Consider the following 14,656-nt stretch of genomic DNA (forward strand, 5'->3'; position numbering starts at 1 on the left):
ACGATGAATGCGCTGCGGACCGGGATGTCGTCGGGACCGATCGTGCGCGGTCGGCCGCGGCGTACGGAATTGACGTTGTGTGCCGCGGCGGTGGTCGTGGTGGGGATCGCGGCGTGGATCATGTCCGCGGCCGCGGGGGGTGACGACGGCCGATCGCTGCAGTGGTCGTTGCTGGTGTTCGCCGCGTTGACGCTGCTGGCGCACCTGGCGGTGCGGCAGTTCGCCGGCAACGCCGACCCGGTGATCCTGCCGTGCGTGGTGTTGCTCAACGGTCTCGGGCTGGTGTTGATCGACCGGCTCGACCGGGCCGAGGCCGCGAGCGCCGCCGCCAAGGGGACGGCCGCGCCCTCTTCGGACGCCGCGCACCAATTGATCTGGACGGCAGCCGGTATCGCGTTGTTCGCGCTCGTGCTGGTGGTGGTGCGCAATCACACGCAGCCGGCGCGCTACGCCTACACGTGCGGGCTGGCGGGTGTGGTGGCATTGCTGATTCCGGCGGTGCTGCCCGCTCGCTTCAGCGAGGTCAACGGCGGTAAGAGCTGGATCCTGTTCTCCGGGTTCTCGATTCAGCCCGGCGAATTCGCCAAGGTGCTGCTGCTGATCTTCGTGGCGGCGTTCCTGGTGGCCAACCGCGATCTGTTCGGCGCGGCCGGGCGGCGGGTGCTGGGTTTCACGGTGCCGCGACTGCGTGATCTGGGGCCGCTGCTGGTGGTGACGTTCGTGTCGGTGCTGGTGCTGGTGTACGAGAAGAACCTGGGGTTCTCGCTGCTGGTGTTCGGCACGGTGCTGGCGATGGTGTACATCGCGACCGGGCGGGCGTCGTGGCTGCTGATCGGGGTGGCGATGTTCGCCGTCGGCGCGGTGGTCGCCTATCACCTGTTCGCGCACGTGCGGGTGCGGGTGCGGGTCTGGGAGGATCCGATGGCCACCTATTACACCAACGGCTATCAGATCGCGCAGGGGTTGTTCGGGCTGGGAACCGGCGGGCTGTGGGGGACCGGGCTCGGGGCGGGCCGGCCGCAGGAGGTGCCGTTCGCCAAAACCGACTTCATCATCTCCACCATCGGTGAGGAGTTGGGGTTGTTCGGGCTGACGGCGGTGATTCTGCTGTTCGGGGTGATCACCGTGCGCGGCTTCGCGGCGGCTCTGGCCACGCGGGACGCGTTCGGGAAACTGCTCGGCGGCGGGCTCGCGTTCTCGGTGGGCTGGCAGTTGTTCGTCGTCGTGGGCGGTGTGACGAAGCTGATTCCACTGACCGGACTGACCACGCCGTTCATGTCCTACGGCGGATCGTCGCTGCTGGCCAATTATGTGATCGTGGCACTGCTGATCCGCATCTCCCACGACGGGCGCACCCAGGCCGCACCGGCCGCGCCCCCACCGGCGCCGATCGCCGAGGCCATGACCGAACACATCCGCCGACCGCGCTCACGCTGACAACCGTTGCGCCGCAACGACTCGCGGCGCACGCTCACCGTGCTCGGCGGACGAGGTTGTCCGGAAGCCGGCCGGTGAGGAACCGCTCGATCTGGGTGGCGGCCACCGCGTAGGCGCGGATCGTGCTGTGGCTGCCGGTGCCCGCGACATGCGGCGGTTGTTGCCGCGCATGCTGGCCGGCCGCAAGAGCGGTCCGCTGTTCCTCACCGACCGAAAGGCCCGTCCCTCGGCGGCCACCAACGACATCGACACGGTGACCGGGCGGGCGAGGCTGTCCTACCGTCGGTGCGAAGCCTCGCGAAGTACGCCAGGGTGTCCGACGAGGGGCTGCGCCGGTATCAAGCCGACAGCGACCCGGCCGCGCGTCGGCGGCCGGGTCGCTGATCAACCTCCGACGAGGTCGGGGCCCGCTACTCCAGGGAATCTGCCGCAATGTCGGCCACCTCGCCATAACGGCGAGGTGCGTTCACATCGAAGGGTGCGACCCGAATACGCCAGATAGGGGCAATGGCCGTATAGGGTCGTGACCTGGGAACAAACCGGTGCAGCTCTGACCAGGGGCATTCGCGTTCCCGTTAAGCGGGAAATCTTCGCATCTAACGGGAACCCATCACCGGATCGTGGTGTTGGGCGTGGGAGTAGGCGCCGGTGTCGAGGTCGTGCAGCAGGGTAGGGCCGGTGGGTGTCCAGCCGAGGAGCTCCTGAGTGCGGGCGCTGGAAGCGGGGAGGTCCATACCGAAGAAGCCGCCGAGCCAGCCGAAGTGAGCGGGCACGTCCTGGGCTGCGACCGACGTGACGGGGACGTCGAGGGCCCGGCCGATCGCCTCGGCGATCTGTCGTGTGGGGACACCTTCCTCTCCGACGACGTGCAGGATCGCGCCCGCCGACGCCTTCTCCAGTCCGAGACGGACGAGTCGTGCGGCGTCGGAGCGGTACACCGCCGGCCAGCGGTTCGTCCCCTCGCCCACGTAACCAGCGACGCCTTTCTCGCGGGCGATCGCGACGAGTCTGCTCATGAGCCCGTTGTCACCGACGCCGTGCGTGGTCGGGGCGAACCGCACCGCGACCACGTGCACATCGCGGCTGAGATAGCCCAGCGCAAGGTTCTCGCCACCGCCGCGGGGTGTATCGACACCGTGGAACGGTGAGGCGTCGTCCTCTGTGAGAGTGCGGCCGCCGATGGGCATGATGCCGGAAGCGAACAGGAACGGTCGGCCCGAATCGGCGAGCGTCTCTCCGATCGCCTCGATCGCGGCTCGCTCGGCGCGGTTGGACACCGCGGGGTTGTCGAAGTCATGTTTGTTCGCCAGATGGATCACCGCCTCAGCATCTGCGGCACCTGCGCGGATACCGGTGAGGTCGTCGAGGTCACCGCGCCGGACCTGGGCGCCCTTGGCCGCGAGCGCGGCGGCGGTGGCGTCGGAGCGGGCGAGGCCGGTCACTTCGTGACCAGCGGCGAGTAGTTCGTCGACCGTGGGGGAGCCGATCCAGCCGGATGCTCCGGTAACGAAGACGCGCACGAGCAGTCTCTTTCTCGATGGGAGATGTGGCGGATGACGGTCATCGAAACGGTTCGGTGATGTCAGCTACTGCCATCAGCCTAACACGCTATGACAGTGACTGTCGTCGTATGCTGTCGAACATGGGCACGGGCGAAGACCGAGAAGTCGCGGCACAGCGTGATCAACGCTCCCAGAACCCATTCGGCCACCCCGCGTCGTGCGCGCCGCGCGCATACGACAGCAGCACCCCCTCGGGCAATGCGCCCGCCCAGCCGTCGGCGCTCAGATCGCCGGTGGCGCTGCCCTTTCCAGCTCGAACCCGGCATCACGCCAGGCGACGATGCCGCCCGCGAGGCTTGCCGCCTCGTAGCCCGCACGAGCGGCCGTGGCGGCGAAGCGGCGGGACAGATCACCCACCGGACAGACGAAAACCACCGGGCGCGAACGGGAGAACGGCACCCCGTGGGCGAACATGTCGTCCAGCTGGTCGTCGCGAATATTGATCGCGCCCGGGATGTGCCCGATCCGGTAGGCCATCGCGCCGCGGGTGTCGACGATCGTCGGGCGGCTGGTGGCGTCGAGTTCGCGCAACTGGTCCGCCGACAGTTCGCGGACGGTGTGCAGTTCCGCGTCGGTGGGCGCCGCCACAGCCGAACCCGTGCGGTCGAACAGGTCCGGGCGGCGTTTCTTGATGTAGGACAGATACGGTTCGATGCGGTCGCACACGATCAGCACCGCCACGATCGGCGTCGGCCGCGGCGGCAGCTCGCGCAACACCTCCAGCGCGGCGGCGTATCCGGCGCCGCTGGTGGGGCCGGCGAGAATGCCGTAGCCGGTGGCCAATTCGAGGGTGGCCTCGATCGCCCGGGTTGCGTCGATCGTCACGATCCGGTCGTAGAACTCCGGCTGGAACAGCCCCACATCCCACATCTCGGTTTCCGACCGGATGCCGGGAATGAAGTCACCGCGCTGCGACACGACCGCGATCGTGCGCAGGTCCGGATGGTGTTTGCGCAGATAGGTGGCGGTGCCGCGGGTGGAACCGGTGGTGCCGAGTCCGCCGATGAGATAGTCGGCGCCCAGTCCGGCGGCCGCCAGGTCCTCGTGGATCTCGCGCCCGGTGCCGTGATAGTGGGCGTCGATGTTCTTCTCGTTGGTGTACTGCGACGGATGATGGTAGGCGCCGGGACTTTTCGCCATCATCGTCTCGATCACCGAATACACGTCGTTGGGTGTGGTCGGATCCGGGCATTCCGACAGTCCCGGCAGCTCCTCGATCCGCGTGCCGAACAGCTGCAGCAGATCGCGCACCTCGTCGACCTTGATCCGGTTGGTCACCGCGTGCAGGCCCACACCGCGGCGGGCACCCAGCAGCCGCAACGCCTTGGCGGTGTTGCCGCTGGAGGCCTCGATGAGTGTCTGCCCGCGCCCGGTGATCTCGTCGAGCTCGTCGCGGATCATGCCCCAGGCGACGCGGTCCTTCACCGAACCGAACGGGTTGTAGAACTCGAGTTTGGCATACAGTTGCACCCCGGGCAGCCGGTGCACGGCCGGGTCCAGGCGCAGCAGGGGCGTGTCACCGATCAGATCGGTGATGTCGTCGTAGCGCATCACGGCCTCCCGGGGCGGTATTCGGCGTCGGGCACCACGTGGAAGCCGTCGTCGCGGTAGTCGACGGCCAATTTCGGCGGCAGGGGATGCATCGATGCGCGCGCTGCCGACAAATCCATGTGATAGGCGCCGGTATTCGGGAAGACCAGCAGATCACCGGGCTGCGGCAGCCGCGGCAACCACACCTTGTGATTGCTGATCAGATCGCGTTCCAGGCACAGGTGCCCGCCGATGTACACCCCGACCGGCCCGCCGGGATCCTTGACAGGGCGGTCGCCGGATTCGGGTCCGGGCAGCAGCAGCGGATCCACCATCACCTCCTGGTCGGCGGGCGTGATCGTGTCACGCCCGATATCGACGGTCACCACCGTGCTGCCGTCGGCCGTGCGCTTGACGAATTCCACTCCCGCCACCGTGATCCCGGCATGATCGGCCAGCGCCTTCCCCGGTTCGCACCACAGTTCCAGCAGGTTGTCGGCGAGTACCCGGGCCAGCGGTTGCCCGCCGTGGGCGGCCAGTGGCGCGCCGAGCAGGTCGTCGAGCATCCGTGGCCCCGGCATCGTGTTGGCGTATTTGTGGAAGATCGGGATGCCGTGCGCGCCGGTGTCGTCGATCGTGTATCCGAAGGTGTTGCCGGCCCAGCTCATCGGCTCCCCGCGCCCGACGAGCGAATCCCGCAGCGCCAGCGCGTAGCGGTCGAACCGGTCGGCGTCGGCGGTGAACACCTGCCGGAACCCGCCGCCGATATCGAGCACCGTGGGGGCCAGGCCGTGGGCATAGGCGCGTTCGATCCAGTCCAGGCACGCCTCCACCGCCCGCACCCGTTCACCGATATCTCCGGAATCGAGGTGAAAGGCGAAGCCGCGCAATATGATCCGGTCTCGGCTCGCGGCCAGTAACGCCAGTTGTTCGGCCACCTCGTCGGGGCCGATGCCGAATCGGCTCACCGCCGACTGTCCGCCGGGGACGGGGAAGCCGCTCAGCCGCAACAGCACCGGGATCGGCGCGGACGAGGTGGCCAGGCCGGCCAGCTCGCGCAATTCCCACGGATTGTCCACGTTCACCGTCGCACCGGAACCGGCGAGTGCGGTGAGCAATCGCCTGCCCTTCGGTCCGGTCACCTCGATATCGTCGGGCGCGAAACCCACCTCGCGGGCCGCGGCGAGTTCCTGCGCCGAGGCCACGTCGACGCCGATACCGGCTCGGTGCGCGGTCGCCAGTAACGCTCTCGAATGATTCACCTTGTGCGCGTAGCAGATCCGATGCCGTAGCCGATGCCGCACCGGTACGGCCCGCAGTCGTCGCAGATTGTCGAGATAGACCTGCGGGAACAGCAGATGCGCGGGTGTGCCGAACCGGGCGACGGCCGCGGTGAGGGCGTGCGGGCAGTCGAGGTAGGCGCGGACCAGGGGATGCAGCAGCGCCGGTAACGCGGGCGGTGCGCTCATCCCGCCGGGTCCGGGGCCGCGAGGGTCGGAACGTAACCGCTGTCGCGCAACGCTTCGAAGGCTCGGTGCCGGTTGCGGGCGCTGCGGAATTCGGCGCGCACCCGCTTGCTGATCAGATCGATCTCGTGCACCGCGATCTGCATCGATTCCAGCACGCCGCCGATGGTGCGCACACAATGTTTGCAGTTCATATCCGGCACATAGAACAGATGCTCTGCCGTTCCCGCGAGATCGCCTGTGACATCGGCTGTTTCGACGATGTCGAGTCCGGCCACGGTGTGGGTGAACAGGTCCACGAACCGATCGACCACCTCGGGCAGCAGACTGTAGTGTTCGCCGTCGATGCGATGCGGCATCGCCGCCAGGCACGACGGGCGCACGCCCGCCGGCAGCAGTGCGTATTGGCGTGAGATGAGGTCGAGTTCGTCGTGATACTTGCCGATGGCCGCCTCCACCGACAGGTTTTCCTCGGTCGTGGCGCGCCGCATCACGGTGTGCGCGTCGTGGATGGTGGCGTCCTTCATCGCGCGCAGGGTGGCGATGGTGTCGGCGGTGTAGCGGACGGTGCCGTCGGGCTGGGTGTCGAAGGCGGCCGCGATCATGCCGCGCCGATAGCTGGAGGCCTGCTGCTCCCAGTACCAGCGGGTGGCGACCGCGGCGAAAATGCCGGAATCGCGCAGCCCGCGGGCGAATTCGGTAGCGGTCCGGTACGGAGTCGCGGCGGCGAGCAGCGCGTGCTGTGCCAGTGCCCGGCCGGTGGCTTCGATACCGACGCGGAAGATGTCGATCGGATCCTGATCGGTGGTGGTCGCGCCCAGCACCGCGCGATCGTGCGGGGTGAGCGCGGCGATCCGTTCGGCCAGTGCGGTATCGGCCTCGAGGCTGTGCCACAGGGCCAGCACGGTTTCGCGGACCGCGACCGGCACGATCGGCCCGAGACCACCGGCGCGAACGTGGCCGGTATTGGGTATGCCGTCGCTGTCGGTCCACACCACCCGATGGGTGGCGCTGGTGACCTGATCGGCACGGCACGGGCGCATGAACGATTCCAGATACATCCGCTGCGACAGCGTCAGGTGGCTGCCCGGCTCGGGTCGCACCGGCGTGCGGGTCACCGCGATGGTGCGCGCCGCCGTGGGTGCGGCGGTGGTGAACAGGCCGGGACGGGCCAGTTCGGCGAGAATCCGGGACGCGCTGCGGCGGTCGTAATCCACTGCGTTGCTTTCGGGTGCGCTGCCGGCGTCGGACCCGGACTCCGGTTCGGGGGCGGCGGTGGAGACGGCTGCGGCGGTTTCGCGGCGTGTGGTCATCGGACCTCCGTGGCGATGGTGGTGAGGCAACCGAGGAAACGGTCGATCTCCTCGGCCGTGGTGTAGACGTGAGTACTCACACGCACCGAATCAGTCTCGGCCGCAACCATTTCGGCGTCGTCGCTCGCGGTGCCGGTGGGGACGCAGTGCGCGCCGGTGCGCACTAGGAAACCCAGTTCCGCGAGCACGAAGCCGAGATCGGTGGCGGTGATCCCGTCGAGGGTGAACGACACGATGCCGTACCCGGTGTCGCAGGGGGCGTGGCCGGGGCCGGGCAGCAGGCGCAGCCCGGGTAGTGCGCGCATGCCGTCGAGGAGGCGGCGGGTCAGCATCCGGTTGTGCCGTTCGACGGTGTCGATGCCGATCGAGTCGAGTACCCGCAGGGCGGCGCCGAGAGCGAGGATGCCCGGGATGTTGTGGGTTCCGCCTTCGAGTCGATGCGGCATCCGAGCCGGCAGCAGCGCCGAATCGCGCACGCTGACACCGGAGTTGCCGCCCGGCAGGAACGGGCTCAGCTGGTCGTGGATGCGGCGGTGGCAGAACAGCACCCCCGTGCCGGGCGCGGCGAACATCTTGTGCGCCGACAGCACCGCGAAATCCGCGCCCAGCTCACGCACATCGATCGGGATGTGCCCGGCGCTCTGGCTGCAGTCGAAACACACGGCCACCCGTGGGTCGATGCGGCCGCGCAGCTCCTCGAGAGTGGTGCGCGCGCCGTAGACGTGGTGCAGATGGCTGAGGGTCAGCAGCCGGGTGCGCGGCCCGAGTTTGGCGGCGATGTCGTCGATATCGGCCTCGCCCAGTGCGGTGGTCCGATAGGGGACCAGCCGCACCCGGCGGCCGAAGTGGGCGAGTGTGGCCCGCAGCTGCAGCCACGGATACACGTTGGAGGCGTGATCGCGTGGGCTGTAGAGGATTTCGTCGCCGTCGGCGAGGGTGGTCAGCCCCCAGGCGAGGGCGACCGCGTTGAGGCCGGCCGTGGCGCCCGCGGTGAACACCACCTCGTCCGGCTCGGCGTGCAGGAAGCGGGCGGTATCGGCGCGGACCTGTTCGATCGCGCGCGTCAGCGTCGTCGCCCACGGGTAGGTGCCACGGCCGGAATTGGCGGTGTGGCGGCGGTGATAGCCCTCGATCGCCTCGATCACCGGCAGCGGTTTCTGCGTGGTCGCGGCGCTGTCCAGATAGACCGGTCCGTCGCCGGTGAGCGCGGGGAAGAGATCGCGGACGGCCGCCGGGGCGGTGGCCTCGCCGACCGGGCGGCAAGGCGAACACGCAGGGGGTGAGGAGATCCGGGCGATGGAGTGCGCGGGAGTGGGTGCGGAGGCCGGGGCGCTCGCCGGGTGGGCGTGCGCGGGCCGAGGGATCGGCGACCGCAACGTGACGCTCCCTTCGGCTCGTACGCTGGCGACCACATCCACGATACCTATCGCCGCGGTCTCCTTCGAAGCCGGTCGCGGACAACGCTTTTCACCGGTCGATCGTCCAGAACCGCGAATCGTGGCCGGAGCAGGCCGGTTTCGCGATCAGTTGCCGGCCGGGTCGGGACCGCCGGGATTGCACATCGCCTGGACGGTGGCCTGGTAGCCGACGGCCGGGCGCCACGGTTCCAGATTCCAGCTCGGCTTGTTCGGTGCGACCATTCGCGCCCACACCCAATGGCATTGGAACTGGTCGTACATGCCGGGCGAATCGGCGTCGGGGGAGTCGGCGAGCACCTCCGACCAGGCGCGGTCCAGGGCGGTGGGGAATTGGTCGGCGCGACCGGCGGCGGTCGGATAGACGTGCAGGCGGCGGCCGTCGGGGTCGTCGGTCCATTCGGTGTGATCGATCAGCGGGCTGCCGGCGAACGGATCGGTGGTGGGTTCGGCGGGCGGCGCGCTCGTCGGTGCCTCGGAGGTGCGCACGGCAGTGGTCGTGGTTGCGGGCGCGGGGGATTCGGTGCTCGCCGAGTCGTCACCGCATCCGGCGACCGCGAACACGGCCGACACCACCAACGCTGCCGCCGCGGCCCCTCGCGGCCCGCGACCGGGTGCTCGTCGTGCCCCCGACCTCATCCGCGTCCCTTTCGACGTCGCGATCCACCGTCGCCGCTCACGCTACCCGCCACGCCCGGGTGCACCGGAACCGGCGGGGCCGCGCGCCCGTGTTGCCCGAATACCGCCGGGAGTCGACGTAGAGTGGGAGGGTGGCCGCTCAGTTGACCAAGGGACAGGTGGATCGTCTGACCCACGACGAGGTCGTCGTATCCGTCCGGCACAGCGAACCCGTCGATGTCTCGGCGCTGCTGCTGAATTCGGCCGGCAGGGTCCGTGACGAGACCGATCTGATCTTCTACAACCAGCCCGCAGCGCACGGGGTGCGCCTGGCCTCCGGCCGCCCGGAGTTGTCGATCGGATTGCGTTCGCTCCCACCGGAAATCGAGCATGTGCGCATCGTGGCCTCGCTCGAGGATCAGCAGGATCGCTTCGGCGATCACGCGCCGCCGCAGCTGATCGTGGCCGATTCGAGCGGAAATGCGGTGTACGAGTACACCGTCGACGGCCTGGGTGAGGAACCGGCGGTGATCGTCGCCGATCTGGACCGTGTCGGCAGCACCTGGCAGGTGCGCCCGCTCGGGCACGGATTCCCGGCCGGGTTCGCGGCGCTGGTGACCGCGCACGGTGTCGCGGTGGGCGGCGGGGCCGACGAGTTGCCTTATCGCGGACCGGCGGTGCTGGCGCCCGGTCAGGAGGTGGCGCTCAGCCAGATCCGCAAGGGTGAGCTGTCGATGGTGAAGATGGGTGTCGGATGGGATCCGATGAAGGTGCACGGCCCGCGCGGGCTGCGCGCCCTCGAGATCGACCTGGACGCCTCGGCGCTGCTGTTCGTCGGGCAGACACTCGTGGATGTGGCGTTCTACCAGCAGCTTTCCTCCCGTGACGGTGCGGTGCGCCACTCCGGGGACAACCTGACCGGCGACGGTAAGGGCGACGACGAGGTCATCACCGTGGACCTGGCCCGGCTGCCGGCGCAGGTGACGTCGGTGGTCTTCGTGGTCACCTCCTATGCGGGGCATACCTTCGAACGCATCCGAAACGGCTACTGGCGTATGATCGACGGTTCCTCGACCGCCGAGCTGGCGCGGGGCAATCTGCGCGGCGGTGGGCCGCACACCGGCATGGTGGTGGCGAAGGTGTATCGCGACGGCGGCGTGTGGCGGGTGGCCTCGATCGGCGCCCCCATCCAGGCCGGGCATCCGGTGGAGGCCGTCCCGCTGGTGACACCGACGCTGTGAGCCGTACCGCGAGCCAGTGATTTGCCAGGGCTGGTGTGCGCGGCCCCGCATCCCTACTATGACCTCTCGCGGGACCGGCCCAGGAAAGATGGGGCTTGTCCGGCACAATCGGTACCTGGATGGTGGCGGTACCCATCGGCTGTGCCCCGCGGGTGTGGCCGATGTGGGTGTTGAGGAGAGTGGACCGTAGGGGCGAGATGACAGCACCGGCAGTGAAATGTCTTGTCTGGGAACTGGACAACACCATGTGGGACGGTGTGGTCTGCGATTCGACCAGTGGTGCACTGCGCCCGGACGCGGTGCGGGCGCTGCATACGCTGACCGGCCGGGGCGTGATGCACGCCGTGGCCAGCCGCGGCGAATGGTCCTGGACGACCGACAAATTGGAGCGTCACGGCCTGCACGGGCTGTTCGCCGCCGTCGAGGTCGGGTGGGGTCGTAAATCGGCGGCGATCACGCGGATCGCGGCACAGTTGCGGATCGAACTCGACGCGATCGGCTACATCGACGCCGAGGCCATGGAACGCAGCGAGGTCGCCCACGCGCTACCGCAGGTGCGCTGCTATGCCGGACGTCACGTCGATGTGCTCACCGCGCTGCAGGAATTCCGGGCGCCGCTGACCTCGGCGCCGCCGCCGACCTCGCCGATGGGCTTCGCCCACATCTCCGCGAACTGAACCGGCCGCCGCGGCGAGAGATCGCCACGGCGGCCGGATCGCGGGTGCGGATGAATCAGGCGCTGTCGCGCTTGATTTCGACGATCGGCAGCACCAGCGCCGCCGGCGCCGAGGCCGGAACCACCGGCTGCCGCGGCGCGACCGGGGAAATGCGCTGGTAGGGGCTGTCCTGCGGCGGGCGGGTGTCCTGTTCGCCCTTGTTCGGCCACAGTGCGGCCGCCCGTTCGGCCTGCGCGGTGATCGTCAGCGACGGGTTCACACCGAGGTTCGCCGACACCGCCGCGCCGTCGACCACACTCAGCGTCGGATAGCCGTAGACGCGGTGGTAGGGGTCGATGACACCGTGATCGGCGTCGGCGCCGATCACCGCGCCGCCCAGGAAGTGGGCGGTCAGCGGGATGTTGAACACCTCGCCCCAGGTGCCGCCCGCGGTGCCGCCGATCTTCTCCGCCACGCGGCGGGTCACATCGTTGCCGGCCGGGATCCAGGTCGGATTCGGTTCGCCGTGGCCCTGTTTGGAGGTCAGCTTGCGGCCGAACACACCGCGCTTGGTGTAGGTGGTGATGGAGTTGTCCAGATGCTGCATCACCAGCGAGATGACCGTGCGCTCGCTCCAGTTGCGCACGCTGAGCATCCGCAGCAGGGTCAGCGGATGGCGCAGCACTTCCAGCAGGAACCGCAGCCAGCGCGGGATCCGGCCGCCGCCGTCGACCATCAGCGTCTGCAGCAGCCCCATCGAATTGGATCCCTTGCCGTAGCGGACCGGTTCGATGTGGGTGTCGGGGGTGGGGTGGATGGAGGAGGTGATGGCCACACCGCGGGTGAAGTCGCGCTCGGGGTCCACCGTCGGGGTCGCCGCGCCCAGAATGGATTCGGAGTTGGTGCGGGTCAGCTCGCCCAGCCGCGGCGACAGCTGCGGCAGAATTCCCTTGTCGCGCATGTCGAACAGCAGCTTCTGGGTGCCGCGGGTGCCGGCGGCCAGGACGACGTGTCCGGCCGTGTAGGAGGCCGGTGATCTGCGGATCTTCGCGCCGGTGCGGCGGGTGTCCACCTGCCAGCTGCCGTCGGGCAGCGGCCGCACCGCGGTGACCGTGGTCAGCGGCAGCACCTGCGCACCGGCCTGCTCGGCCAGATACAGGTAGTTCTTCACCAGCGTGTTCTTGGCCCCGTGGCGGCAGCCGGTCATACATTCGCCGCATTCCAGGCAGCCGGTGCGCTGCGGGCCGACACCGCCGAAATACGGGTCGGCCACGGTTCTTCCGGGCTCGCCGAAGAACACGCCCACCGGGGTCTGCACGAAGGTGTCACCGACGCCCATGTCGTCGGCGACCTGCTTGAACACCTCGTCGGCGGGGGTGATGTGCGGATTGCGCACCACGCCCAGCATCTTGGTGGCCTGCTCGTAGTAGGGCGTCAGTTCGGCGCGCCAATCGGTGATGTCGCGCCACTGGTTGTCCTGGAAGAACGGTTCCGGCGGCACATAGAGGGTGTTGGCGTAGTTGAGCGAGCCGCCACCGACGCCCGCGCCGCCGAGGATCAGCACATCGCGCAGCAGGTGGATGCGCTGGATGCCGTAGCAGCCCAGGGCGGGAGCCCACAGGAATTTGCGGAGGTCCCAGCTGGTTTCGGGCAGTTCGTCGTCGGCGAAGCGGCGACCGGCCTCGAGAATGCCGACCCGGTAACCCTTCTCGACCAGACGCAGCGCGGTGACGCTGCCGCCGAATCCGGAGCCGACGATCAGGACGTCGAAATCGGTGTCGCGCGCGGTCATGGCCGCTCCTGCCGGGTGCGGGCAACCCGCAACCGGTCGGCCCCGTGAACGGGCTGCGCATGGTGTCTCATCGGGCCTCCGTGAGTGTGTGTCGCCGGTGACGAATATCAACGCTACTACCGAGTAGTTTAGGTGTGTCCCTCGGTATCCCTAAACAATGTCGCGCCTGCTCATGGCGCAGATCGAGGGAAAATCGGCGCGTGACCGCAGGGCCGGCGCGGCAGGTCCGGCCGAGTTGCGGTGCGGGTCGGCGGCGACGGCGGGGCGAGCGGCGATCTCGAATCGATCAGGTGTCGATCTCCTCGCTTTTGTTCGCCGGTCGGTGGCCGGGCACGCTCATTACCGGCGGGTAACAGTAATCTGCGTCACGATTTGTGACAAGTACGACTCGCACCGCCAGATCGCCGATCACTCTGGTAAGCACCGCTCTCTGTATGGCAGGGTGGGGGTATGAGCACTCCCCGATCCCGCGCCCGCGCCCGCACGATGGACGAGATCGTGCGCATCGGCCGTGACCATCTGGCGGTACACGGCGCCGCGGCGCTGTCGCTGCGCGCTGTCGCCCGCGACCTCGGCGTGGTCTCCTCGGCGGTGTACCGCTACGTGCGCAGCCGCGACGAACTGCTGACCATGCTCGTCGTCGACGGCTACACCGAACTGGCCGACGCCGTCGACGCCGCCCTGGCCGGCGCACCCGCCGACGGCGCCGCCCGGCTGCGGGTGCTGGCCCACGCCGTGCGCGACTGGGCGCTGGCCGAACCGGCCCGCTACGGCCTGCTGTTCGGGACCCCCGTCCCCGGCTACGACGCACCCGCCCAGGAGACGACCGCCCCCGGCACCCGGGTGATCGGATCACTGCTCGCCATCGTCGAAAACGCCTGTCGCGCAGGAGAGCTCACGACGCCGGACCCCCTCTCGGCGACCCCGGCCGAACTGGCCGCCGACATCGAGCGCATCCGGGCCGAATTCGGGCTGGAGCTGCCGGACTGGGCGATGGTGCGCACGCTGACGGTGTGGACCGGCCTGTTCGGCGCGGTGAGCTTCGACGTGTTCGACATGTACGGCGCGCAGACCTTCACCGACCGCACCCAGGTTTTCGACGTCCACCTGGACAATCTGTGCGCGATCCTCGGATTCCGCGCTGCCCCAGCGGACTAGCCTGCGCGGCGGGTATGCATTCGTGACTGCCATCGTGCAGGATGTCACAACCCGATAAAGCTCATTCTCAGCTTTCCCATATCCGGGAATGAAAGACTGAACGGCGAAATGAACGACGAAACCGAACCGATCCCGGTGGTGGATCCCCGCGGCGGCAGCGGCCGATCGCGGCACGCGCGACCCGACGACGAGTCGCCGCAAGATCGGTCCGGTCGACATAGCCCCCGCACGGTCCGGGCGGCCACCCCGCCCTGGAGTCGCGGCATGGCCGCACCCGCCGACCAGCGCGACAGCGAACGCACCCGCCGAGCAGCCCCGCCGCCACATCGTCCGGGACGACGGGAACAACCCGACGCCGCCGCCGAACCGAGCCCCCGGCGTCGTCCCGCACCCGCGCAGGCCCTCGCACCCGAACGCGGCGACACCGAACCGCGGCGCCGAGCCACCCGCGCCGCACCGACCGCTGCC

The 14,656-nt window shown here is 68.9% G+C and carries 12 protein-coding genes; 5 read left to right on the plus strand and 7 right to left on the minus strand.

Annotated elements, in window-relative coordinates; genetic code table 11:
* Nucleotides 1-3: 3 nt before the first annotated feature.
* Nucleotides 4-1,437, plus strand: a complete 1,434-nt coding sequence (locus tag NN2_RS17910) for an FtsW/RodA/SpoVE family cell cycle protein (RefSeq protein ID WP_063015090.1) — start codon at nucleotides 4-6, stop codon at nucleotides 1,435-1,437.
* Nucleotides 1,438-2,033: 596 nt separating this feature from the next.
* On the opposite strand, the gene NN2_RS17915 is transcribed toward NN2_RS17910, so the two are convergent.
* From NN2_RS17915 to NN2_RS17940, 6 genes are all read right to left on the minus strand, one after another.
* On the minus strand, nucleotides 2,034-2,957 hold the full coding sequence (locus tag NN2_RS17915) for an SDR family oxidoreductase (RefSeq protein WP_063015092.1): 924 nt from the start codon (nucleotides 2,955-2,957) through the stop codon (nucleotides 2,034-2,036).
* 264 nt (nucleotides 2,958-3,221) lie between these two features.
* Nucleotides 3,222-4,550, minus strand: coding sequence for a pyridoxal-phosphate dependent enzyme (locus NN2_RS17920; RefSeq protein ID WP_063015094.1), 1,329 nt, complete (start codon nucleotides 4,548-4,550; stop codon nucleotides 3,222-3,224).
* Nucleotides 4,550-5,998, minus strand: a complete 1,449-nt coding sequence (locus NN2_RS17925) for a type III PLP-dependent enzyme domain-containing protein (RefSeq protein WP_063015096.1) — start codon at nucleotides 5,996-5,998, stop codon at nucleotides 4,550-4,552. Before NN2_RS17925 ends, NN2_RS17920 begins: the two co-directional genes overlap by 1 nt.
* Nucleotides 5,995-7,308 (minus strand): heavy-metal-associated domain-containing protein, encoded by a 1,314-nt coding sequence (locus NN2_RS17930; RefSeq protein ID WP_245658751.1) that lies wholly within the window; start codon nucleotides 7,306-7,308, stop codon nucleotides 5,995-5,997. The genes NN2_RS17925 and NN2_RS17930 overlap by 4 nt, the downstream gene beginning before the upstream one ends.
* Nucleotides 7,305-8,684, minus strand: a complete 1,380-nt coding sequence (locus NN2_RS17935; protein ID WP_245007379.1) for an aminotransferase class V-fold PLP-dependent enzyme — start codon at nucleotides 8,682-8,684, stop codon at nucleotides 7,305-7,307. The genes NN2_RS17930 and NN2_RS17935 overlap by 4 nt, the downstream gene beginning before the upstream one ends.
* 147 nt (nucleotides 8,685-8,831) lie before the next feature.
* Nucleotides 8,832-9,287, minus strand: a complete 456-nt coding sequence (locus NN2_RS17940; RefSeq protein ID WP_227462929.1) for a DUF2599 domain-containing protein — start codon at nucleotides 9,285-9,287, stop codon at nucleotides 8,832-8,834.
* A 206-nt stretch (nucleotides 9,288-9,493) separates the two neighbouring features.
* On the opposite strand from NN2_RS17940, the gene NN2_RS17945 reads away from it, so the two are divergent.
* Nucleotides 9,494-10,582, plus strand: coding sequence for a TerD family protein (locus NN2_RS17945; protein WP_063015100.1), 1,089 nt, complete (start codon nucleotides 9,494-9,496; stop codon nucleotides 10,580-10,582).
* A gap of 197 nt (nucleotides 10,583-10,779) precedes the next feature.
* Nucleotides 10,780-11,259: an HAD-IIIC family phosphatase gene (locus NN2_RS17950; protein ID WP_030514463.1), complete on the plus strand. Its 480-nt coding sequence runs from the start codon at nucleotides 10,780-10,782 to the stop codon at nucleotides 11,257-11,259.
* 55 nt (nucleotides 11,260-11,314) lie between these two features.
* Here NN2_RS17950 and NN2_RS17955 read toward each other — a convergent pair whose 3' ends face one another.
* Nucleotides 11,315-13,030, minus strand: a complete 1,716-nt coding sequence (locus tag NN2_RS17955) for a GMC oxidoreductase (RefSeq protein WP_063015102.1) — start codon at nucleotides 13,028-13,030, stop codon at nucleotides 11,315-11,317.
* A 450-nt stretch (nucleotides 13,031-13,480) separates the two neighbouring features.
* Here NN2_RS17955 and NN2_RS17960 point away from each other — a divergent pair, with 450 nt between their 5' ends.
* A complete protein-coding gene (locus NN2_RS17960) occupies nucleotides 13,481-14,188 on the plus strand; it encodes a TetR/AcrR family transcriptional regulator (RefSeq protein WP_063015104.1) in 708 nt (235 codons plus the stop codon).
* Nucleotides 14,189-14,452: 264 nt separating this feature from the next.
* On the plus strand, nucleotides 14,453-14,656 hold a 204-nt coding region (locus tag NN2_RS38185), incomplete at its 3' end, for a hypothetical protein (RefSeq protein WP_439955858.1).

The sequence above is a fragment of the Nocardia nova NBRC 15556 genome, from assembly GCF_001613005.1.
Taxonomy (GTDB): domain Bacteria; phylum Actinomycetota; class Actinomycetes; order Mycobacteriales; family Mycobacteriaceae; genus Nocardia; species Nocardia nova.

Bases quoted from the DNA above. Each gene is read 5' to 3' on its own strand.
- NN2_RS17910 (WP_063015090.1), top strand. From the start codon at position 4: ATGAATGCGCTGCGGACCGGGATGTCGTCGGGACCGATCGTGCGCGGT.
- NN2_RS17920 (WP_063015094.1), bottom strand. From the start codon at position 4,550: ATGCGCTACGACGACATCACCGATCTGATCGGTGACACGCCCCTGCTG.
- NN2_RS17925 (WP_063015096.1), bottom strand. From the start codon at position 5,998: ATGAGCGCACCGCCCGCGTTACCGGCGCTGCTGCATCCCCTGGTCCGC.
- NN2_RS17930 (WP_245658751.1), bottom strand. From the start codon at position 7,308: ATGACCACACGCCGCGAAACCGCCGCAGCCGTCTCCACCGCCGCCCCC.
- NN2_RS17950 (WP_030514463.1), top strand. From the start codon at position 10,780: ATGACAGCACCGGCAGTGAAATGTCTTGTCTGGGAACTGGACAACACC.
- NN2_RS17955 (WP_063015102.1), bottom strand. From the start codon at position 13,030: ATGACCGCGCGCGACACCGATTTCGACGTCCTGATCGTCGGCTCCGGA.
- NN2_RS17960 (WP_063015104.1), top strand. From the start codon at position 13,481: ATGAGCACTCCCCGATCCCGCGCCCGCGCCCGCACGATGGACGAGATC.